Here is a 21,579-nt window from a genome sequence, read left to right as displayed (position 1 = left end):
AGAGAATGAGTTGAAAAAACATAATTGGATAAAACTTGCACAAAAAATCCCTGAAAAAATTGCTCTAACTTAAACTTTCAATTCAAAATATGCTTCAAATGCCCATGTTATGGTTCAAAACTTTTGTTTTAGTAGATATCTGAGTAAAAACCAAATATTTCATTGTCCAAGCGATCGCTCTATTGTTGGGCGATCGCTAACCTCAAATCGTAGCTAAATAATAATGATAATCAAGCTGAAGTATTGATACAAACGTCGCCTCTATCAGTCTTTTTATCCTCTACACGATAATCATTATTATTAAAAAAACTCGAATACTAAAAGTGAACTATAAACTGGATACTCATTTTTGAAGCATATCATGAGTTAAAATCTCATTTTTTGTTTCAAATCACACGTATGGCTCCTCAAATGCCACTTCTTTTTGAAGTTTTGTTACTTCAGCTGCCCCTAGAGGATGCCTACACAAGGAGCAAGTTTTACCTTCAAGCGGTTTTTTGTAGTTACCACAACGCTGATTTTTACAAGTCATTCCGTAAGTGCGTTTCATCAACCGATAACCCGTAACAGAATTAGTAATTTCTCCCCAAACTAGGGTTAATCTAACCCGTGCATCTTTGATTTTGGTGGGGATGATCTTGGACTCTGCCAGTGTAGAAAGTGGTTGGATATTTAGTTCTGACTCAGCTTCAGTAAATAAATCTGTCTCTTTACCTAGATAAGCTAGTAATGCTTCTCCTTTCTCTTCGTTGAAGCTTTCGCTGCGGTAGGCTATTAACTCGCCGCTCCCATCTTGCATCATATACACTGCTTGCGGAAATACCTCCCGATGGGCAAGGGGAAGTGACATAGTTTCTAAGATTTCGCCTGTATGCTTCTCAATTAAGGAAATCGAAGTTTGAGTGCTGCTTCTGAGATTGATGTCTTTGTGGGGATAACCTCTTCCCCACAGTTTTCCGTTGTTACTCAGAAAAATTTTGTTTTGTTGTAGAAGAGAACCTGCAACTGCGTCGGCGGCTTTTCCAAAACGGCTATTGAGTTCCTTTAAAGCCAGACTACTTTCTATGCAACCGCATTCTAAATGTTTGCCTAGAATTGTTGGATAGTCTGGGTTAAAAGCAGCACACTCAACTTCTCCTGACAGTAACTGTTGGCTATGCCGAGCGTAGAATACATCAATGGGATTTTGTCCCAAGGGCAGATAAATTACAAGTCCATGCCGTTTGCGTCCGGCTCGACCTACTCGTTGCCAAAATGACATTAAGCTGCCAGGAAATCCCCGAAGCAAACAGCAATCTAGCTCGGGTAAATCAATTCCTGCTTCTAGAGAAGAAGTAGAAATAATCACCTTAATTTGTCCAGCTTGTAGTTTTTGAATAATTTCTCGGCGGCGATCGCCTGTCAACGAACTGTAAAACACCGCCACCTTGCTTGTTAAATAACCTAGCCCAAGGCGTTGTGTTTCTCTTTGAATTAACCCTAGTAAACCTTTGACAGCAGCACGGGAGTTACAGAAGACAATGCCACTGAGTTTATGTTGCAACCAGGAAATCACAATCTTGGAAGCTTCAACATTAGCTGCACTATTTGGAGCAAGGCATAATAAGGTACGTCCTGCACTACCAGCACCACTACGTTCAATTACGTGTAGTCTTTGGGGTTGATTAGTTCTGCCACTGAAGCGCAACGCCATCTCCTGGGGATTGCCAATTGTGGCACTTGAACAGATAAATTGCAGTCTTTGGGAATTACCACCAACAGCATCAACTGCTAACCTCAGCCGCCGCATCAAATTAGCAAAGTGCGCGCCAAAAGCACCAATATAGGTATGGCTTTCGTCAATTACACAGTAACGTAATTGTCTTAAAAACTGCCGCCATCCTTCCCCCTCATCTCGCCGCCGCACATTGTAAAGATAGTGATGCAATAAGTCGGGACTGACTGCCAAGATGTTTGGTGGATTGGGAATAAACAAGCGCTGCCGCTCGGATGTAGGTGTATCGCCCGTCATTAATGCGAGTTTGATGCGGTTGTTGGGCATTGCCTTTACTAGCGATTGCAACTTTCGCATTTGGTCGAGGGCTAATGCCTTAAGTGGGAAAATATATAAAGCTGTTGTTTGCGGTTGCTTGATACACGATTCGAGGATAGCGAGGTTGTAGCACAGTGTCTTTCCGCTGGCTGTGGGCGTGGTGATACTTAGATCAAACCCAGCACGTAACTTTGTCAGCGCTTCTATTTGGTGAGAATAAATTCTGTCGATACTGTTATTCTGCAATGCTAAACGTAAAGCAGGCGGTAAATCGCTGGGTACCGGGTGAACGATCCCTTGGTTAGGATTTTTGATATCTACTGCCGTGATGCTTGCAATGAATTCTTGAGCTACAGACTGAAATGCCAGGTGGGGGATTTGTTGAATGCGTTCGGAAACTGTTGCAGTTACCGCGTTAGTGACTTTGGGCAATGTTGTGGAAGAAACCAAGTTGGCGTTACTTGATTGAATTGAGCCAAGGGCGATCGCTTCTTCCCAATTGATAAATTGAGTCGGGTTAACCTCTTCAACAAACTTGACAATCAACCGCTTGCCTAACAATGCCATGACTTCCCCTACTCCGTATTCAGGGGAGTAAACGTGTTTGCCAGTAGTCAACCATTCGGGAGGTTCCCCAACAGTTTGGTTAGCGGCGCGGATTAGGGCAGCGTAGTCGGTTGGTTTCTCGTTGGTCACAAATCTATGTTTTTGCTACCAAAAGATATTTGTCATTTGTTAAGTATAAATCTAATTATCTAATTGCGTTAATGTTGTCACAGGATTTGCCGTAGTATGGTTTTACTTTATTGCTTTGCAATGGGAATTTTAGGTAAGTAGGGTGTACTTACCGCAATATTGTGATGAATTGGAAGGATTGGTCTAACGTTACTTTTAGTGAACGCCATCACTTGCCTGAACGTTCGGGAATTTACGTCATTGTCGATATTAATGACTATGTGTGGTATGTCGGACAAGCCACCAACCTAAAAAATCGGTGGGCTAGTAGAACTCACCACAGATACCCACAATTAATTCGCTCCAACCGTAAACTAAGGCATCGTATCTATTGGCAAGAGGTTCCACTCAACTGCTTGGACGAACGAGAAAAGTATTGTATTAACTTATTTAAACCCGAACTCAACGGGTGTAAAGTGAAGAAATATTTGCCGAAACAACCACAAATCGAGCGAGAAATTAAGCGGTTATTGAAAGTATTAAATAAACCAACAATGCTTTTTCCCGTGATTCGTTCAGTAGTAGCTGGCGAATATAAAGACGAGGAGGGAATAACGTGTATTTTAGTTCTTATTAATATTAATGATGAGCAAATAATAAGTAATTCAACACGAAAACGGTATGCAAATGAGGTCAAAAAAGCTTGGAATTATTACAAAACTTATTGTGGTAAAGACGAGCAGCAATATAGCCAAGTATGGGTGACAACATACAATTTAAACGTTTGTAAGTTTGAATTTGTTATTACTGATTGGGAATTTTTTCAATACCTTGAAGATAATGCCGATGCTCGCACACAGTATCTTGAAGAAGTAGAAATTTTTAGTGAAAAAGTCAAAACATTAAAAAATTTAGATATTTTTGAAAAACTATTATTACAAGAAGAATATAGTTACATCAATTATGATGGAAAGAAAAGCCTAACAACTGCTGCTTATATTAGATACCGTAGACCACTGCTAAATTGCATTACAACAACTATCTCGTAATACCCATTCCTTATCTAGTTGCACAAAATAAAGCTTTAAGGATTAAGTTTAATATTACAATAAGTCTGATTGTTAAGTCTAATTTATCAGGTGAATTGGTGCGTTTACAAGTCCAGTTAAATCGTGGCATTGCCAATCAACTAACTGATGGGGTTATTGTTGAACTTGCACAAAATCACATTGATGATTTTGAAAATCTTTGGCGCGAGCAATTGCGTGTTTTTCAGACCGAGGATAAATTCTGGGATTGGTTATTTAAACTTGGCTACATTAGCAACAATGAAAACGAAGAAGGTTACGCTCTCGAAGTAGAAGGCTGCACGCAAGGGTTGATGATGGTGGAAACTCAACTCCACGGTTCGCGAGAGGCTATCGGACAGCGATTAGTATATATTCAGTACATCACCTCAGCTCCGTGGAACCGCAAGGAAATCCAACGCCCGCCGCGATATAGGGGAGTAGGGGCGGCATTGCTGCGATACGCCCGAATTAGGAGCATCGAGTTGGGATATGGTGGTAGAGTTGGCTTGCACTCGTTACGTTCTAGCGAACGGTTTTACGAAAATCAAGGCATGATCGACTTTGGTTCCGAAGAAGAATACGAAGATATGACATATTTCGAGTACGGTTTGCTGCGCCGCACATTACGATAGTGCTGGAGGAAAAATAATGAACGAAGAAATGACTGTTGGCGAAGCTATCAATTTACTATTTCACTCCGGATCATTTCAAGAAGCAATCCGTATCGAGGACGAGGCTGACTGTGATGTGACAGCCGGGTTGGATTGGGGAACAGCTATAAGTGCATTATTGAAAAATCCTGGTTTGCTGGGCAGAATGACCCAACTGCGTGTCTCGCTCAACCGTGAAATCCGCCATCTGCTCTCCGAGTGGAATTTAGGAGTGGGAGAAGAAGCTGCGGTTGTGGTTGCGCGATCGCTTTTGTTATTTCGACTAAAATCGCCAGAAGTATCTGTGTTACCAACGCTTGAAGGTATCTTGATGCAAAATGATCTGTACAGGGAAGAGTTTATCCAAAATTCTGACATTTTGCGACAGTTGCTTGGAGTTCTGCTTGTTGAGAGTGACTGGGAAGACATTGCAACTGCTGCGGCAAATGCAGTCAGAATGCAAGTGATACAACGAGTATCTGCTTGACTAAAAGAAATTACGGACAATTTGGCTCACATCATGCTTCAAGTGTAGTTTGAGAAAGGTTATTAATTGATGAGTTCATTGGCGCTACCTTTAGAATTTGAGTTTAGTGCTAGCAAAATAGCAGCCGCTCATCACCCTAATACTCGCTTTAAATTAATAGCAGAAATTAAAAAAGATTTTCTCAGAATTGATTTTCAAGGTTATTTTACCGAAAATTTCGCTCCTAAGAATCGCCCCTATTCCAATCCAATAAATGACTCTTACCGCAACAAGAGAGTTGATTTTTGGCTGCTTTGGTCTAGTGGAGAACTGGCATTATCGGGCTGGTGGCGAACTGAAATCCTGTCGCTTGAGTATACTCCATTCATGCAGAGTTGGTCGAACGAAGACGGGGAGGAAATTGCTAGACCCTATCCCGATGGTGATAAGTTTGAGGCGATCGCTGCTTCTTTATACCCGATTTTACAGCAGTATTTTCAAATTTAAATTGGTGCTTGTATTACTTCAACCCAAAGAAGCAAGCAGAAGCTATTTCTCTTCTCTAGCCATTCCAACCCTATTGAGTATATGTTTCTGTTATAGTGCTTTTTACTCTATTAGTTATTTTTCAAGATAATTGAACTCATATACGCAAACGTGCTTGCATTGCCCATAGACAATATGTAACAAATGAAAGTGTAAAGTTTAGCAGGAGATTAACTGTACTTTAGTTGTATTTTAGTTGAACTGTACTTGTACTAAATCTAAATAGTTTGTGAATTAAAAAATAATTCATAAGTAATTTGGTAAAGTGCTAGTTTAATTTACTTTCAATTGATGTTGTCTTTCAGTTGGAATTGAGTTTGATGATATGTGAGAACGTTATCTATACCCAAAAAACACTTGCCGAAAGATACGGGATTTGCATTGCTGCTTTACAACGGTGGTATCCCTATGCCGGTATAGTAAAACCGCGAAAGCGGGGAGGATATTTTGATGCTGCAACAGTTGAGATTGCTGACATTTTCTACGTTGCTATCAAAATTCGGCGTTTGACTTGTGAAGAATATTTACAACAGGTAATTCCTGCTGGTGGCTTAGATGCTTATTTACAAAAAGTCAACGACGTAACCCTTTATGACTTTTTGACCAAGCATATATCTGATGAAGAAAAAAACAACCCGATTGTGCAATCAGTAATTAGGAGAATTGAGCGCAATGAAGCATATCAACAAAGTGGCAGAGACTTTGCAGGTGTCGCCTGATGTAGTACGTACCTGCTGTCGGTTGTTAGATTTAGCTTTACAGCCAAATGATACGCTTGATGAAACAATCGAACAGCAATTAGTTCAACTTAAAGAGATAGCTTCTCGTGAAGGTATGTCCTTAGAAGAAGCTGCCCAGCACTTGATTGCAATGCGCGATCGCAAATCAGAAGTAGGCGAACACAAGTTCGACAAGCGCGAGTATATTAAACAGCGATTTGGCGTAGATCCAGAACAAGCTTCTCCTGATAGTTTTGTAGGAATACTTTATCGGGATGCAGACAGAGGAATTCAGTTAGGAGAATTACGCCATAAAGTGGTGCTTGAATCTTCCACACTTGCTCTAGAAGAATTTGTTTTTCATGGCAGTAGTTCGCTGGCTGAAGGTAATACTTCCGTTGCGGCTGGTTACGACCAGGCGCAAGAGCGAATCAATTCGCGCATCGATAACGATTTTTTCGGCAAAGTGAACTGGGGGGAAGAGACTCATCCACTGTTGGTCGGTACATCGACACCGCAGCCCAGACAGTTGAAGTCCTCGCAGCCGAAAACCGGGCAATCTCCGAAGAAATAGTAGCTCAGATGTTACCCATCTGCTATCGAATACGGGATGAGAGTTTACTTAATTTGAGAAAAACATCTACTCAAGCAGTTGGTATAAATTTACTTTCGGTCGTAGCTGGTACTGTAGTTGGGACATGGGTAGCGATTCCCCCAACTCAGGTTAAACAGGAGATTTACAGCATCCAGCCAATTTTGCTGGGTGTAGGCATAGGTGAATTAGTTGGTTTGATTCTGGCACTAGTAGTTATTTGGTTTACCAGGGAGTAAGTATGAGTGCAGCATTTGACTTTTTGGTTAACACTGCGGGTGGTTTGTTAATGAACCTGGGTGTTTCTGGGATGGTGGGACAGCTATTGGGAGTGGGGGCTGCTCTTGCCCTGCATCCTCTGTTGCTACTAACCGGAATAGTTGTGGGTGGTGCGGGAATTGCGATCGCGCGCGAGTTAAACAAGCGTCCTCAGTTGCAGTTGGTTGTTGATAATACGTGAGGGGTAAATGATGTTTACTCCTACACCTGTCCGAAAAAAACAACCAAGTCGAAGAAGACAAAAGGTAAATGTCACCCTGTGGACGGTTTGTTCGACTGTTAGTGCGCTGTCTGTTATTGGGGCGGTTGCATTAATGGTTGGATGGAAGCAACAAATTCCAGGTAATCAGATATCGGAGGTACAGCAAGTAAAGGCGCAAGTTGCCCAAATTCGAGAAGTGTACTTAGAAAAGCTTTCCCGTACTGACTACAATATAGACCATCTGTCCAGTTACTCCTCGGTAGAAGGTGCGCCTACTCTTACAGGCTGGCGACAGTTAGCGGCGGCATTGTGGGGACAGCAATTGCGGGGTGAAATATCCAGAATGCAGGCTAATGAGAAATCTGGGTTTTACCGCCTTCATTATATGCCGGCACTGGAGATAGTTAAATTCAACTCGCTGGATGTTTTGTTAGAAGCGGCTTCTGGAAATAATAGTTTTTATTGGGGATACCGCAAAACCGATGGTACGAAAGTTGAGGAGAAGATACCAACCGGGGCTGCTGCTGTTTTGATCTTGGGTAAATTAGAGGCGATTGATTACGCCCAGAATTTGGAATCTCAACCATCAGTCGATCTGAACCAAATGCTAATTCAGATTAGGAATGCTCAAGAACCATACTCGCTTGCACAGGCGCAGCTGTTACGGGCGCGGGGGTATTTAGATCCAGTAGAGCAGATGGCACAGGTGGCAGACATCCGCGAGAAAATACACCAGAAAGAGGAGGAAAGGCGAATATATCTCCAACAAATGAAGAAGCAATTACCTCAGCCAATTCCTAATAGAAAGCCTGTTAATAAATCAGGGGAGTGATGTCATGTATGTTAAGTTTGCTGCTGCGATAATTTGCATAGCTTTGTGTTCGCTCAATGTTGTAGCGGCAGTCAAACGTACCCCTATTCGTACTACCCTGGAAGGTTCAACTCGCACAACGATTGAGATGATGCCATCTCCCAATTCAGGAGTGCATTGGATGAGTGCAGTTATATTTCTGGCTGGGTTTACTTGTTTCTTGAGTTGGGGAATTTCTGACTATAACAATGCAGTTGAAGAAACAGATGCAGTGTCTGAAAATTTGGGAAAATCTGGCAATCAACAACTTCATGTTGGTGTTCCTAATACTGATATTCAGCCTTCTTTAATCCCCCCAGTTTCGCCTCCTGGGATGAGATTTAATAACGAGTTTTCTGCTAAAAATGTCGTTCAATTTTCTCCTCGTTCTGCTGTTTCTGGATTAGGGCGAGTAGATAGTAGTCAGGTTGTGGAAGATGGAGTACAAAATCAACCTGGAATCTTATCTCCAGAAGAGTTTTACGCTCAACTTCAAGATGAAGATTTTTGGGAAGATACTAACTCCCAAATAAATAATAAACCCGCCAGCTAGTTAATTTGAGGTCATATTATGAGTAGAAATCAACGCCGTAATTTTGATGTTGATTATTCTGAAGGTGGAGCAATTGTGCCTGCCAATCGATTGCAAAATATGTTGCAGCAGGTACAGCAAGGAGGAATGGTAAATCAGCAACCTAGCGTTTCTCCTATGACCACTTATGATACTCAACCCGTAGAAGTTAGGTATATTAATGCACCTACTGCTTATAAGCCGAGAGTTCCTCAGATAGAAATTCCCTACATTGAGACTTGGAAAGCACATAGGTTGCATCCACAAAATCCCTGGAGATTTGGCTGGTATCCAGTATATTTTTTATCTGATGTAATTAAATCTCCTGTGGGTGTCGCTGCTGTGGGAGTGTGGTTGTTAATAATGCTGTTAAATTTTCTCCTTAATGGCAGTTACACCGGGCCAGGATATGCAGCTGGGAAGAAGATTGAAGTTGTACCCAAGGAAGTTCCTTCTTTTGCCCTGCCTGTGGTTAAGCAATTGGAATAATGTCGGTAAAGGCAATTTTTTGGTTAGTACTGCTGGTATGGATTGCAGATATCTTGCAACCAGGATATTTGCAGTTTTATAACTGGCGTAATGCTGTGGCATTAGCACAAAAGCTTCAATTTTTATCGCCAGCTGTTGTTTCTACTGCTGCACCTAGCGTGAATATATCTTCTAATCCTGTCTCTACGCGCTATTCCCCTAAAGTTCAGGAATCTGCAACATCCGGAGATGGACTAAATTCTCCTGATTGCCGTGTAGCTCAGAATGATTTTGAGGAAGTATTGAGTACTGCAAAGATTGGTTGTTGGCAGGTTTCTCCTGCTAATGCAAAAAGGCGTTGAGACAATGCGAATAATCTTTGAAACTGACAGTAAAAAGGAGGTTAGTAATTCGACTGTAACTAGTTCGGATGAGACAGCCGATACTAATTCGAGTGAAAGTTGGAGATATGCGATCACAACCTCAGTTGTCATTGCAGCTATGGTCATTCCCCAGGTTTCTGGATGGATTGAATCTCAATTGCTGGTTAAATCTCTCCAGAATCTAATACTTCCTAAAACTGTTGTTAGTAATAAGGTTTTAAATAACGGTCGAATTGCCTTTCCTACTGCGGCTGGTACTCCTATAACTAGTGAATTTGGTTGGCGGACACACCCCATTACAGGCGATCGCAAGTTTCACAGGGGAATTGATTTTGGTGCAGCCAAGGGTACTCCAATTTATGCGGTTGATGCTGGCCGAGTAGTTTTTGCGGGTGACAAGGATGGTTACGGCAAAGCAGTTGTTATTCAGCATCAGAGAAGTTTATCTACTCTCTACGGTCATGCCAGTCAGCTGTATGTGCAGCAGGGACAACAAGTTGTCCGTGGGCAGATGATTGCAGCAGTAGGTAGTACGGGCTTTTCGACGGGGCCACATTTACATTTTGAGGTTCACGTTAATGGTGTAGCGCAGAACCCCCGCCTTTATTTACACGAATATTTAGCAAACCGTTGAAAGTTATTTAGCTAGTGGCAAGAGCAATGCAAATTGTACCGATTTTTATATCAGGTGTAGTTGGTGCAGGCTGCTCTGTTGCATTTTCCTATGGAGTAGCTTCACTGCCATGTGGATTGGTATCCAAGGGTGCAGATACTGTTTGTCAGGTGCGTAGTTTTGGTAAAGCAGTTGATAGTTGGAAATTTGGGTTTATTGTTGGTGGTTTAGTAGGATTGATTTTCAGTCCTCGTCATCAATTTATATCCCGTTTTCAACCCATTCATTTGTCAACTGCTTCCTTAATTACTTTGGGAATTTATTTTTCAATTTCTCAAAATACTGGTTTTTCTTCATTGTCGTCAAATAGTTTAAAAGGAAGAGTTAGTGCAAGAGATTACTCACCACATCCTTCTTCACCACGTTTGAGTGCTTTTTTAGCAACAATTCGTTGGGCAGAAACAGGAACAAGTGAGCCAGAAAGTTATCGCAAGTTAGTATTTAACGGAACTTTTAATGATTTTTCTACACACCCGTTAAAGAAACAGTGCGCTCCTATTAATGGTAAAAATGTTTGTTCAACTGCGGCTGGTGCTTATCAAATGTTAGATATAAGTTGGTATGACCTTCAGCCAAAGTTAAACTTAAAAGATTTTAGTCCAGCTTCTCAGGATAAGATGGCAATTGAATATATTCGTCGTAATAATGCTTTAAGTGATATTGAAGCAGGAAGGTTTGATACTGCTGTATGCAAAGTAGGTAGAATTTGGGCTTCGTTTCCTTGTAATAATTACAATCAAAATGCGAAATCAATTGCTCAACTAAGAACTTATTATCAGCAACATTTACAAAAGTTTGAAATTTCTAGAAAGTGAAACTTAGTAATGTTACTACCATACAATGACATTAAGGGTAATACTGAATTTCAAAAACAACAGCTTTGGACTGCAATTGTACAGGCCAAACAAGATGGTTTGAGCAATGAAGAGATTATAGAGAATGTACGGGAAGCTTTACCTGATGCAATGGTTTTTTTTGCTGAAACTGTTTTAAAGCAGATTGACTTTAGAACAAAATTATCACGTCCAGTTGTTGAATTTAATTTAGAATTTTTATTTCAGGTAATATACGAATCAGTAATTGCAGGTACAAACGATGATGAAATATTATCAATATGTGCAGAACACTGTACTTTAAACCAGTACGAGTTTGTATGTTATGCACTTGAATATATCCATCTCAATCGAATGCCATCACAGTGGGAGAAAAATAACGTATATCAAAAAATGATTGAGATAGTTAGTAACTCGCCAATTGAAGCTTTATTTGAACATATTGAGTCTATAAAAAACATTTATCTCAAGCAGATTGGCTATGAAGTAGTGCAGCACAATCTTTATAATTTATTTTTAAATAATAAACCAATTAGTTACTTTACTGATTTAGCAAATAAATCGAGAGATAACTTTATTAAAAACTATTGCTACCGAACGGCAGTGCTTGTTGCCCGTGCTAAAGGTAAAGCAATAGATTTAAAGCTGGTAAGAGATGGAACAATTGTTTTAAATGAAACTAAATGTTTAAATAGTGAAATTGCTAATAATGGGATTGTTAGCTCAAATATTTTAACTATGGGACAAGCAGGAAAACTATTAGTTGATACGTTAGAAGATTTTAATATTAATGCTAAGTATGTCGATGCCAAAAATGGCCCTACTTTTAACCGTATTAGGGTAAAACTGGGACGGGGTGTTAGTTATAAAAAAGTAGAAGATATCGGTAATGACTTAGTACAGCAGCTTGGTGAAGAATTAGGCTTAAAAGTTGCGCCAATGGTGAGTGTAGTGCCTGGGGGAGTTGTATTTGACATACCCAGGTTAGACAGACAATTTGCTTATTTTCGTGATTACTTTAGTTTTGACGGCGAACCTGACATTTATTCGGTGTCTATCCCCGGTGGTGTTGATGTTGATGGCACTTATGTCGAGATTCCCCTTTATAGCGATAACGTGACCCATATCCTGGGTGGTGGGCGGACGCGGGGTGGAAAATCGCAATTTGAGAAAGCCGCAATCTTGTATTTGGTGCGACGATATCCCCCTTCTGTTGTTCGATTGGCACTTTCAGATGTTAAACGAGTGACCTTTGGTAAATTTGATGGACTTCCCCATCTTGTTGCCCCAGTTGCGCGTGATGCAGAGTCTACCGCTAACTTACTCGATTACTTGGTCGAAGAAATGGAATTGCGTTACCAGGAATTTGAGTGCCACAGCAGTATTGAAACGATCGCACAGTACAATTCACGCTTCGCACCTGATTATGTCATGCCGCGAGTGATTTGTCTAATTGACGAGTGTTTTGACCTACTTTCCGATGATAACTACTGCGATCGCATTGAGACTGCGCTGATGAAGTTGCTTGCAAAAGCGGGTGGTGCGGGGATTCATGTATTGTTATACACTCAACGACCTGACAAAAACGTGATAGACCCATTGATTCGCTCAAACTTTCCAGCGAAGACAGCCTTTGTGACAACCCGCCCTGAAGATAGTTGTATTATCCTGGGGGACGATAAAGACAAGCGTGCAGTTTATTTGCTGGGATACGGTGATTTTTTGTACAAGACGACTGAAGTTTTACGACTCCAAGCTTTATATGTTGCTGACGATGAAGACCCTGAATACTTCCAGCAATTACTCTTGGAAGCAAAAAACCAGAACGATCCTTATACAGCATGGAAATCTGGGTTAGACTTTGATGAATTTGTCGCTAGTCTGTATGGCGAGAGTAGTAGTAATGATAATGGTAAATTTAAAGCCACTACTGCTACTAAAACTAAGCAATCTAAGACTGATTTTGAGGGCAGTTTTAGTTTTAAGGTGCAGCTTGACGAAGAAGCAAGAAACTCAATTATGAATTTGCATCAAAAGGGCTATCAACTTGATGAAATCGTCAAAGCAGTATTCAATTTATCCCGTCAAGATGGTAGGTCATACAAGAAATTTAGAAACGTTGTTGAAGAATTTTTAAATAACTTGAAAGGTGGCGGTGAAGATGATATTTGAACTAACAATGCCTTTACCCCCTTGTATGAACGAAATTATTAACCAGGCACGGTCAAGTTGGCAAGCAAGTGCTGAACTTAAGAAGTACTGGACAAACTTAATTGGTGAATTTGTTAGAGAATGTGAATTTTATTTGGATAGTACAGTGTGGATTGAGTTCCATTGGTATCTCAAAAATTTTGCACGAGATAGTGATAATGTAGCTGCTGCCGCTAAATTTATCATGGATGGGCTAGTTACAGGGCGAGCAATTCGTAACGATAACCTGACAGTTATCCAATCACCTGTTGTTCATTACTATCATCGCAGTAGTGGTGATGATGGTGTACTGTTAAGACTTTCACAATCACCTGATTTTTTATTAGATAATTTTATTGTATCTAACCAATTTTCTAGAAAGAGTTTAGAAAGACACAATCAAAAAATCACACATTTAATCTCAAACAAATTGTAGTTTATCTAAAGGATAATAGTAATGTTACGTTATAAAGAATATACTTGGTTGATTGGTAAACTAAATGCAGGCAAGAATGTTAATTTATGGGGTAAACAGGATATTGGCAAGACTTTTACTGTTAAAAACTGTTTACTTAAAGATATTACTTTAAAGTCTGTTTATCTCAATCTTGAATATCCTTTTAGTGTGGCTCATCTCTTTAATGTTATTCCTATGAGTTTTGATTTGTACTACCAGCAGAATTGGCAAAATATAGTAAGCGAATTATCTGATGGATTAAATAGACTACTTGTGATTGATAACTTTGATAGATTGCACTTTGTTAGCGATAGTTTTAGCGACGATTTATTGAGATTACAACAGTTGGCTATACTAGAGAATTTTTCTTTACTATTAATATCTCGAATGCCGCTAAGATATTTTCACTTTCCGAGTTTTGTTAACTGTTTTGAAGAATTGGAATTAAACGAAACTAATACTTGGACTTTTGGAAAGTAGATATGTTATTTCTAAATATTGTTATTTGGTGATATTCCAGTTCGGGTAGATTGTTGTTTTAAGCAACAAAGCAAGTTCGACTCTTGCTATCACCATTGGGAATGAAACTACTACTGAGACTGAAAATTAACGAGTACATATCTATTAAATAGTTTTGGAATTGTTAATAGAGTAAGGGGTAGGTTAGTAGCGTAGTTCTCAGCAAATCCCAATTTGTGCCGGGGCGAGAGTAATTAAAAATCTTGTGACCTGCATTTTGGAGGAATGAATTATGTTGAAGAAGTTTGCGTTTAATGGCTTGAGAAACCTTAATGCTGCTTTTGGAATGGTGTCTTTGACTGCTATTGCTTTAGGCACTGTAGCAACTTTTTCTGGTTTGGGCTTATTGTGCTTAGCTAGGGGTGGATTCTCAATAGTTGAGAAAGAACGCTCTGAACAAATTGCTTATATCGGCACTGGTGCTATTGTATTGGGCTTTACCGGGATTATTTTTGCTTCCTTGGGCGGTGCTTTCTTCAGCATTGTTGAAGAATCGGAGGAAACTAATTCGAGTAGAGAAATTGCAAAAATAGCTGACACAAAACCGCTTGTACTTACAAAAACTGAGAACTCTGAAAAATCTGATTGTCTGTCTTCAATTTACACTTACACGGTGATGAATTTTGAAAGACATTCTGATTCAAAGTGCTTGGTTGTTTCTAGATTTGAGGAAGAACCATATCGGAAATTCGTACTTTACGAAGAATTACGTTCTCACCAAATTGACGACTTGGCAGTAATCTATGATGAAACTGATCCAGACAGATTAATTGGACAAACCTTCTCGTCATATCAGGCTTTACCTTGTGAAGCTTTAGAGGAGCATTTAGATATACACCGACGCTATATTAATGCAGTTAATAGCGAAGAATTTAGTTCTTGCTATTTGCAAGTATGTGCTGGGTGTAAGTTACTGCATGGTGCTAATAATATTGTTTGTGGTATTCATCCACATGGATGTTTGGAAAATAGTTGCTGTCCAGATAAGCAATGGGATGAACGTAAGGCCTTGTTTCCATTTGAAGATGATGCTGTTGTCGAAAATTTAAATAGAGAAATATCGTCCAATCAAGCGAATATTTACAAATTTTACGGCAATCTTATCTTGTGGGATGAATACGCTAACCGTAGGTTTTCTTTTTCCTATTCTGGCATCTTGCTTAAACATTCTGACAGATTGCTTGAGCTTGGTATGGAAGCAACACTTCTTTCTTACATCCAGTATTTCCGTACTCGAAATGTAGTGGTCTTTGACTATGTAGCATCAGGAAGAGTTTTAGAGTTTGCAAAGGAACTTAAGGGCATAGCTCAAATCGAAGTTGATGGTGATGAAATATCTATCTTTTTTGATATATATGCACCCTGTCATCGGTTTCGTCGTGATGGTGTATCGCTGCATCCTTACTCAACTTTCGTTCCTCAAGAACTCAGATATAACTACAACTTCGTTAGCTACGTTAACTACCTTAAGAGTAAAAAATCTGGAGTGCTGAGATGAATAAGGAAGTTTCTAAAAGCTGCGAGTACAAGCCGGAAAAATCGCATTTCGCATTTTTGCAATTTCTGTATCTTGAACTGGTAATTTCTCCAATTTAACAACTGCAAATTTTGGAAAACTTACTTCATCTAATTGCTTAAAAAGGCAATTTACCCTCCTTCCTCCTGCTATTAGTTGGGATACGTATAAAAGCTTTCACTCAGTACGGGGGTTTCCCCCGCTACTGGGTGGTAAGTCGCTATAACGCCGCCCATCAGTAATTCATGGAGGAATCACATTATGTCTGCTTTTGCAATATCGCCTTTTGTGCAATCTGTTAACGATGTTTTGTTTCCAATCGAGTTGTTTTTGATGGTCTTCCCAATCTTCTGTGTGATATTTGTCCCTGCTCAATCACTATCACTTCAAGTTAGTAATAGCGTTGGGGTGATTTCTGAAGAGTTGCCAGTTTTGGAACCTCTTGGTGATTTGACTGGTGTTGGTGCTGTTTCTGTTCGGGAAGAATTTTCTAAACCAGAATCTTCCATTATTGAAACTGCTCCACCAGTTGTTGAAACTGAGGTTGCGGATGAAGCTAGGCAGCTTGTGCTAATAGACGTTAAGGAAGAAAGGAAGAAGCTTTTGGATTTAGGTGCGCGGAAGCTGCGACAGTTCTGCAAAGAACGCCGAATTCAAGGCTATTCTACCGTCTACAACCGTAAAAAACTCGATGGACTCGTTGACTTTCTGATCGCACAACAAGTGATCTCTGCTCAAGTGGTCGAGTGTGTGGAAATGCTTGCTTAGAATTAGAATTTGGTGAAAAGCCTCGGTAAAAACTGGGATTGCAAAACTACTACCTTGGGATAGGATAATACTTGCTTGATGACTCTTTCTATTAAGGTTGAGCTTCCAAAATGCGTCCTATACTTCTTGGCGATAGTGTTGGTAAACCTCTCCTAGCGGCTTCTTCTGCTACCTGCATATGGTAGTGGTGCTTTGAGCGACTAGGTTTTCGGTTCTTGCTCCATTCGCTGATTTCGACAATTTTGCTTGCCTCTGTACTTTTGCACTTTTTAGGTCTGCCTACGTTGACACCTAATACTTCATTAGCTTTTGCGATCGCCGACTCCTGGGTTTCTGACAAGATGGTACTTGATGTCCATCTTTTCTTCCACTTTGCTATTGAGTTTTCGGTTACACCAATCTCTTGGGCTAAAGCTACATATTTTTTGCCTTCGTTTAGCCCTAGCAGAATTTTCGCTCTTTTGCTAACTTCATCGCTGCTCGTTGCTGCTATGTGTTCTAGTGCTTGTTTTTCAAGAGAATTTAATATTTGAAGATGAGGCATCTAAAAATTTACCCCTCTTTACTGTACAATTTTGCCAAATGGAATGAAGCCTGATATACTCTTTTTGTAGCGTTCATTTTTTCTAAAAACCCACCCAAAGCCCTGTTTGCACCAGGGCTTTGAGGAGAAAACAAGCCCACCTGTTAGTAAAACAAGGCGGGACATTATTTTGTCAATTTAATTAACTAGAGACATCATATCATGAGTTTAGCCAGTTTTACAAATCTTTCTTTCGGTAGATGTATTTTTCCCAAAAATAACACCAAAAAATATCTCTTCAATGAAATTGGTTTTAAATGGGTTAATAATAATAGTTTTCTACTGCAAAAATTCTCTTCGGGAGATTGTTTGATAATTAATTGTTCATTATTTACAAAAATTAATTATTTTTTAATAATATCACTTTCACTGTAGAAAGTGCCATCAGTCCTGCTGCTTGAGTTTTTCTACTTTCTGCTTAAGCTTTTCAAAATTGAACTTATCTTTTTTAGGCAATTTGTGACCCGGAGTATCAATATGTCTGAGGTGCATAGTCCGGCAATTGTATATATTTCTCCTGCGGAGTTGGTAGTTCATCCGAAGCTGATAGAAATATACGGTGAAAATGAGGTTCGTCCCGCTTTAGAAAAAAGTATCTCGGAAAAAGGGATTCTGGAATCTTTAAAGGTATCTGCACGCACTGGTGTAAATGTCGTCTTGGCAGGCAAGTGTCGTTTGCAGATAGCCCGCCAGTTGGGAATTTCTGCTGTTAAAGTGGAATTTGTCGAGTCTGGCTCGCCTGAAGAAGATTTGAAATTAGTGCTTGATTTTAATCTCCACCGCGAAGGCGGGAAGACTCATTACCAGAAATTTCACGAAGGGCAGTACTGGGAGAGCGTACTTCGTCCCCAAGCGAAAGAAAGACAGAGGGAAAGCGCTCGTCGTTTGAATGAAACGAAGTATTCAAATTTGAACACTTCGATAGATGAGAGTAACTCTCAATTAAATAAGGGTAAACCTGTGATTCAGGAGGTTTCAGAGAATCTAAGGATAAGTGTTGGCAGTTATCACAAGGGTAAAAAAGTATTTGAATATATTTCTCAATTAAGGGAACTGCAAAAATTTAAGGCAGTTGTTGCACTGGAGGCGGAATTTAACCGGAGTATTGATGCAGCTTACAAGTTTGTTTGCAATCAAGATATCTGTGAGCAGGTTATAAACCTGATTGAAGCGGATGAGATAGGTAGTATAAGTGATGGTATCGCTTGGATGCGGAATGGCGATCGCAATCCGTTTCGGCGTTTCCAAGTTGGTCAAGTATATCAATTTAAGGAAAGACTGCGGACAGAGTTGGAAATCGTGGGGCGTGTTATTGGTATAACTAATGAATTTGTTGTGTTTGGATTGAGGAATTTAGTAAATATGAACCTAGAAATCGTGAATCTACGTCCGCGACAGATTGATGCAGAGTTGCAAAATGAACCATCTGCTGAACAGAGAGCAAGAATTCTTCACTTAATGGAAAAGTTTAGGGATGTTTTTCCAGTTCAGGTATCTTTAGCTGAGTTGTTAAAACTCCCAAATTTAACTGATAAAGAGGAGGTTTTATTGCGGATGTATGAGTCTGACGTATTTGAAAAAACTTGGGAGGATTATAAGAACCAAATGCAAGCAATGGAAGTGTCTACAAATAGAAAAAAGGATAATATTCGTGCTGCATAGGTAGCTGTGAGCAGTTAATCTAGCAGAGAATTTATCCCACAATTTAACGTTACCTAATAGATTAGCATCTCAATACTAATTGCAGTACGAGTTCATATTTTGGGTGCTGAACTCGTATGGATATATTTGACTGTTTTTTGTTTTTAAATTCGTTGGTGGAGTGTAATTTCATCTTCACCCATTGTACTAACTTCTGTCAATTTTTGGTGACACTTTTAGGTGTTACTAGCTTTGCATTCTTATTCCAAAACTATTTTCTAGATTTAGTCACAACTTCGCTAGAACTGACGTATTTAAATAGCTCTCAAAAAAAAGTTGGGTAGCCGCATTGTTGTTGGTGAAGCGTGTTGGACTAAATCTTAGCCTAAGCCTACGTATGTCTAAGCCTAAACAAGTATAACCTCTGTTTGCTTTCAACCATGAGACGATTACCAGTCGCCTCCAACAAGCGGATAACCAACCGCTTCTTAATAAAACAAAAATTTCAAATTTAGGCTAACACATTTTGACCAACAGCGAGGCTACCTGATGCACTAAAACCATCAGGACAGTCACTCATGTTCCAAGAAGATTTCGGGGCAGATGTTGATAACAGGCCCCAATTAAGTCTTTCACAGCCTGTAAAAAAGAAAATCAAACCCCACCTGCCCGTAGAATCATTGGGCAAACGCTACGTAGAGCGTTTTTGGCATCCATTTGGGGCGATAGTTGCCCCTTCTTTAGTAGAAGGTGCAAAACCAGCATGGCGTACCATCGATTATTACCTGCAACCTTCCCAACTGTGGAAGCTGCACCAAGATAAGTCAAAACTAGTAGGTCTGCGTTTTGACAACACAACCCGTTACGCCACAATCGATTTAGACTTTTTTGGTGACTACCATAACATTGAATCCATAAGTCGCATCAAAGCGGCACTAGAGGAAATCGGCATAGTCGATATCGTCATTCTCCAGTCCAGCTTTAGTGGTGGTTATCACTTGATTTTAAACTTTGCATCTCCCCTGCCCACCTTTGCCGTAGCTTGCGCCTTAGAAATTACTTTGAGAAATGCAGGCTTTATCATACGCCAAGGACACCTAGAAATCTTCCCCAATACTAAACCATATAGTGCCAAACAAATAACCAACTACAAAGCCATCCGTTGTCCCATGCAACCGGGTAGTGGGTCATTTTTACTTGATGATGACTTACAACCAATTAGCGATTCCGTTTCTATCTTCCTCGATTATTGCGATCGCGCGGCCAGTCGGCAAGATTTAACCAAATTAAAACGGGTAGCGAACAAAGCCAAAAAACAAATTGCACAGGAGAGATATCGTAAGCAAGAGTCTGCTGATGCTGCACAGTGGCGTGCCAACTGGGAAGAAATAATTGCGATCGGTTGGACGGGACAAGGACAAACAAACACCCTCCTCCAGATTTTTGCAGGCTATGGAATCGTCTTTCTAGACTTAAGAGGCGATAAATTAGTCGAATTTTGCCTTTCCACCGCAATCAACGCCCCTGGCTATAAGCAATATTGCCGACACCAACATGAAATCGAAGCTAGAGTACGGCATTGGGTAGAATGCACAATTCGTAATAAATGGTACAGTGCCTACGTTAGTTATCCCGAACGGCTATTGAGTACATTCGCCAACACATTTGCAGAAGCCATAGCAGGTGTTAGCAGCATTGAGCAACCCAAAGATAACGTAATTTTATTTGACCGTCGCCACCAGCAGAACTGGGAACGTAGCCAACAAGCCCAAAGACGCATCCAGATAGTAGTAACAGCAATAGAGTGGGGTAGTGGATTACCAGCAGGGGCTACTGAACGGGCAAAAGCTATACGTGCTGAGTATAAACGCCGCTTTAACAAAACTGTCTCTCAAGAGACACTACAAAAGCACTTACATTTGTGGCATCCCACACGCTACATTTTAGACCCTTGGGCAGAAAATAGCTTAAACCCTTATCAATCAAGCGAGAACGGGCAATTTTACGAATTTCAAAGCTCGTTTGTAAAACACGATACTCAAAATCCTTGTGGAATAAGTAATTACGTTCATTCTTTCTATATGAAGGTTTTTTGTAAGTGTTTACCTCCTGCTGCTACAGCCCCCCAAGGGCTGGAGTCAGCAGGGTTTGTTGAACAACCTGATGTTTCTCAGTCAGACTCAGCTGTCATCCAGTCTGCGGAAAATCTTGAATTCATAAATTCTTCTAATACTGCTGAAATTAATTTAAATAAAACCAGCAATCAATTAAAGAATTCAGTTCATACAAATATTTTACAATCAAATCAATTCAGTTCTGATCAGGATTTTATATACCTGTGTAGCTCTGGCACGTCGTCAAAAGTTGATAATCAAAACTTATCTAACACGAAGAATAACGGGCTGGGTGTAGTTTCGATACCTGCTGCGGTTCCACTAGAACAACCACTCAAAAACGCCAACAACGGCTTGCAGGGCGCATCTGTTGGTGAGGAGACTACTGATGTTTCCTACCGCATCGAGGAACTCAAGCGAGTGACAAAACTACGGCTAATGGCTCTAACCCAAGCTAAGGCTAAGGTGCGCCAATACTGCGTAATCACGGGACATATTCTCAGCACTCAAGAACGCGATCGCTTAGAGCAACGTGCCAAAATGCAATTCTACCTCGATTCCGGTAACGAAACTCTAATTGCAGAAGCTGAGGAGTGGGCGACTGCCAATCCTGGGTGTCTACCGTTTTCCTTGGAGTTGGAAAGCGAAAAATTTTGGAAAAGATGAGGGATATCAGGCGGTAAGATGTTTGGTATTTTAGATTTTAACTGCACAAAAAGAGGTGATTCAGCTTTACAGAAGTTATTAATTTGTGAGTAAAATTTTGTACAAAAATATAGAAG

At 40.2% G+C, this 21,579-nt stretch carries 23 protein-coding genes; 21 read left to right on the top strand and 2 right to left on the bottom strand.

Going from position 1 to position 21,579, the window contains the following annotated elements; genetic code table 11:
- Window positions 1-391 precede the first annotated feature (391 nt).
- Window positions 392-2,728, bottom strand: a complete 2,337-nt coding sequence (locus HGR01_RS37155) for a DEAD/DEAH box helicase (protein WP_045873853.1) — start codon at window positions 2,726-2,728, stop codon at window positions 392-394.
- Window positions 2,729-2,892: 164 nt separating this feature from the next.
- Here HGR01_RS37155 and HGR01_RS37150 point away from each other — a divergent pair, with 164 nt between their 5' ends.
- From HGR01_RS37150 to HGR01_RS37060, 19 genes are all read left to right on the top strand, one after another.
- Window positions 2,893-3,756, top strand: a complete 864-nt coding sequence (locus HGR01_RS37150) for a GIY-YIG nuclease family protein (protein ID WP_045873792.1) — start codon at window positions 2,893-2,895, stop codon at window positions 3,754-3,756.
- Between the two features lie 98 nt (window positions 3,757-3,854).
- Complete coding sequence (locus HGR01_RS37145; RefSeq protein ID WP_045873852.1) at window positions 3,855-4,409, top strand: GNAT family N-acetyltransferase; 555 nt, start codon at window positions 3,855-3,857, stop codon at window positions 4,407-4,409.
- Window positions 4,410-4,425: 16 nt separating this feature from the next.
- The gene (locus HGR01_RS37140) at window positions 4,426-4,914 is read left to right on the top strand and encodes a hypothetical protein (protein WP_045873791.1); all 489 of its coding nucleotides are present in this window, start codon (window positions 4,426-4,428) and stop codon (window positions 4,912-4,914) included.
- A gap of 69 nt (window positions 4,915-4,983) precedes the next feature.
- Window positions 4,984-5,400 carry a hypothetical protein gene (locus tag HGR01_RS37135; RefSeq protein ID WP_045873790.1) on the top strand — a complete coding sequence of 139 codons (417 nt, stop codon included), beginning with the start codon at window positions 4,984-4,986 and terminating at the stop codon, window positions 5,398-5,400.
- A gap of 359 nt (window positions 5,401-5,759) precedes the next feature.
- Entirely contained in the window at window positions 5,760-6,158 is a 399-nt protein-coding gene (locus tag HGR01_RS37130) for a hypothetical protein (RefSeq protein WP_045873789.1), read from the top strand.
- Window positions 6,159-6,180: 22 nt separating this feature from the next.
- Window positions 6,181-6,732: a hypothetical protein gene (locus HGR01_RS37125; RefSeq protein WP_045873788.1), complete on the top strand. Its 552-nt coding sequence runs from the start codon at window positions 6,181-6,183 to the stop codon at window positions 6,730-6,732.
- An 8-nt stretch (window positions 6,733-6,740) separates the two neighbouring features.
- Window positions 6,741-6,989 (top strand): hypothetical protein, encoded by a 249-nt coding sequence (locus tag HGR01_RS37120; protein ID WP_045873787.1) that lies wholly within the window; start codon window positions 6,741-6,743, stop codon window positions 6,987-6,989.
- 2 nt (window positions 6,990-6,991) lie between these two features.
- Window positions 6,992-7,210, top strand: a complete 219-nt coding sequence (locus tag HGR01_RS37115) for a hypothetical protein (RefSeq protein ID WP_045873786.1) — start codon at window positions 6,992-6,994, stop codon at window positions 7,208-7,210.
- Window positions 7,211-7,220: 10 nt separating this feature from the next.
- Window positions 7,221-8,063 carry a phage terminase large subunit family protein gene (locus tag HGR01_RS37110; protein ID WP_045873851.1) on the top strand — a complete coding sequence of 281 codons (843 nt, stop codon included), beginning with the start codon at window positions 7,221-7,223 and terminating at the stop codon, window positions 8,061-8,063.
- Window positions 8,064-8,067: 4 nt separating this feature from the next.
- Entirely contained in the window at window positions 8,068-8,634 is a 567-nt protein-coding gene (locus HGR01_RS37105) for a hypothetical protein (protein ID WP_045873785.1), read from the top strand.
- 18 nt (window positions 8,635-8,652) lie between these two features.
- The gene (locus tag HGR01_RS37100; RefSeq protein ID WP_045873784.1) at window positions 8,653-9,141 is read left to right on the top strand and encodes a hypothetical protein; all 489 of its coding nucleotides are present in this window, start codon (window positions 8,653-8,655) and stop codon (window positions 9,139-9,141) included.
- Window positions 9,141-9,482, top strand: coding sequence for a hypothetical protein (locus HGR01_RS37095; protein ID WP_045873783.1), 342 nt, complete (start codon window positions 9,141-9,143; stop codon window positions 9,480-9,482). Before HGR01_RS37100 ends, HGR01_RS37095 begins: the two co-directional genes overlap by 1 nt.
- Window positions 9,483-9,486: 4 nt before the next feature.
- Window positions 9,487-10,137 carry a M23 family metallopeptidase gene (locus HGR01_RS37090; protein WP_045873850.1) on the top strand — a complete coding sequence of 217 codons (651 nt, stop codon included), beginning with the start codon at window positions 9,487-9,489 and terminating at the stop codon, window positions 10,135-10,137.
- A gap of 26 nt (window positions 10,138-10,163) precedes the next feature.
- A complete protein-coding gene (locus HGR01_RS37085) occupies window positions 10,164-10,991 on the top strand; it encodes a lysozyme (protein ID WP_045873782.1) in 828 nt (275 codons plus the stop codon).
- 9 nt (window positions 10,992-11,000) lie between these two features.
- The gene (locus HGR01_RS37080; protein WP_045873781.1) at window positions 11,001-13,181 is read left to right on the top strand and encodes a DNA translocase FtsK; all 2,181 of its coding nucleotides are present in this window, start codon (window positions 11,001-11,003) and stop codon (window positions 13,179-13,181) included.
- A 7-nt stretch (window positions 13,182-13,188) separates the two neighbouring features.
- Complete coding sequence (locus HGR01_RS37075; protein WP_235623122.1) at window positions 13,189-13,635, top strand: hypothetical protein; 447 nt, start codon at window positions 13,189-13,191, stop codon at window positions 13,633-13,635.
- A gap of 21 nt (window positions 13,636-13,656) precedes the next feature.
- Window positions 13,657-14,136, top strand: coding sequence for a hypothetical protein (locus HGR01_RS37070; protein ID WP_045873779.1), 480 nt, complete (start codon window positions 13,657-13,659; stop codon window positions 14,134-14,136).
- A 271-nt stretch (window positions 14,137-14,407) separates the two neighbouring features.
- Complete coding sequence (locus tag HGR01_RS37065; RefSeq protein ID WP_045873778.1) at window positions 14,408-15,673, top strand: hypothetical protein; 1,266 nt, start codon at window positions 14,408-14,410, stop codon at window positions 15,671-15,673.
- A 279-nt stretch (window positions 15,674-15,952) separates the two neighbouring features.
- The gene (locus tag HGR01_RS37060; RefSeq protein WP_045873777.1) at window positions 15,953-16,459 is read left to right on the top strand and encodes a hypothetical protein; all 507 of its coding nucleotides are present in this window, start codon (window positions 15,953-15,955) and stop codon (window positions 16,457-16,459) included.
- A gap of 91 nt (window positions 16,460-16,550) precedes the next feature.
- Here HGR01_RS37060 and HGR01_RS37055 read toward each other — a convergent pair whose 3' ends face one another.
- Window positions 16,551-17,003 (bottom strand): helix-turn-helix domain-containing protein, encoded by a 453-nt coding sequence (locus HGR01_RS37055; protein WP_045873776.1) that lies wholly within the window; start codon window positions 17,001-17,003, stop codon window positions 16,551-16,553.
- Between the two features lie 516 nt (window positions 17,004-17,519).
- Between HGR01_RS37055 and HGR01_RS37050 the strand changes: the two genes are divergently transcribed.
- Both HGR01_RS37050 and HGR01_RS37045 read left to right on the top strand, forming a co-directional pair.
- Window positions 17,520-18,704 (top strand): hypothetical protein, encoded by a 1,185-nt coding sequence (locus HGR01_RS37050; RefSeq protein ID WP_045873775.1) that lies wholly within the window; start codon window positions 17,520-17,522, stop codon window positions 18,702-18,704.
- Between the two features lie 557 nt (window positions 18,705-19,261).
- A complete protein-coding gene (locus HGR01_RS37045) occupies window positions 19,262-21,463 on the top strand; it encodes a hypothetical protein (RefSeq protein ID WP_045873774.1) in 2,202 nt (733 codons plus the stop codon).
- Window positions 21,464-21,579 lie beyond the last annotated feature (116 nt).

Origin of the sequence: Tolypothrix sp. PCC 7712 (assembly GCF_025860405.1) — a bacterium.
GTDB lineage: Bacteria > Cyanobacteriota > Cyanobacteriia > Cyanobacteriales > Nostocaceae > Aulosira > Aulosira diplosiphon.
Note: the sequence above shows the minus strand (reverse complement) of the source record. Positions and strands in the feature narration are given on the sequence as shown.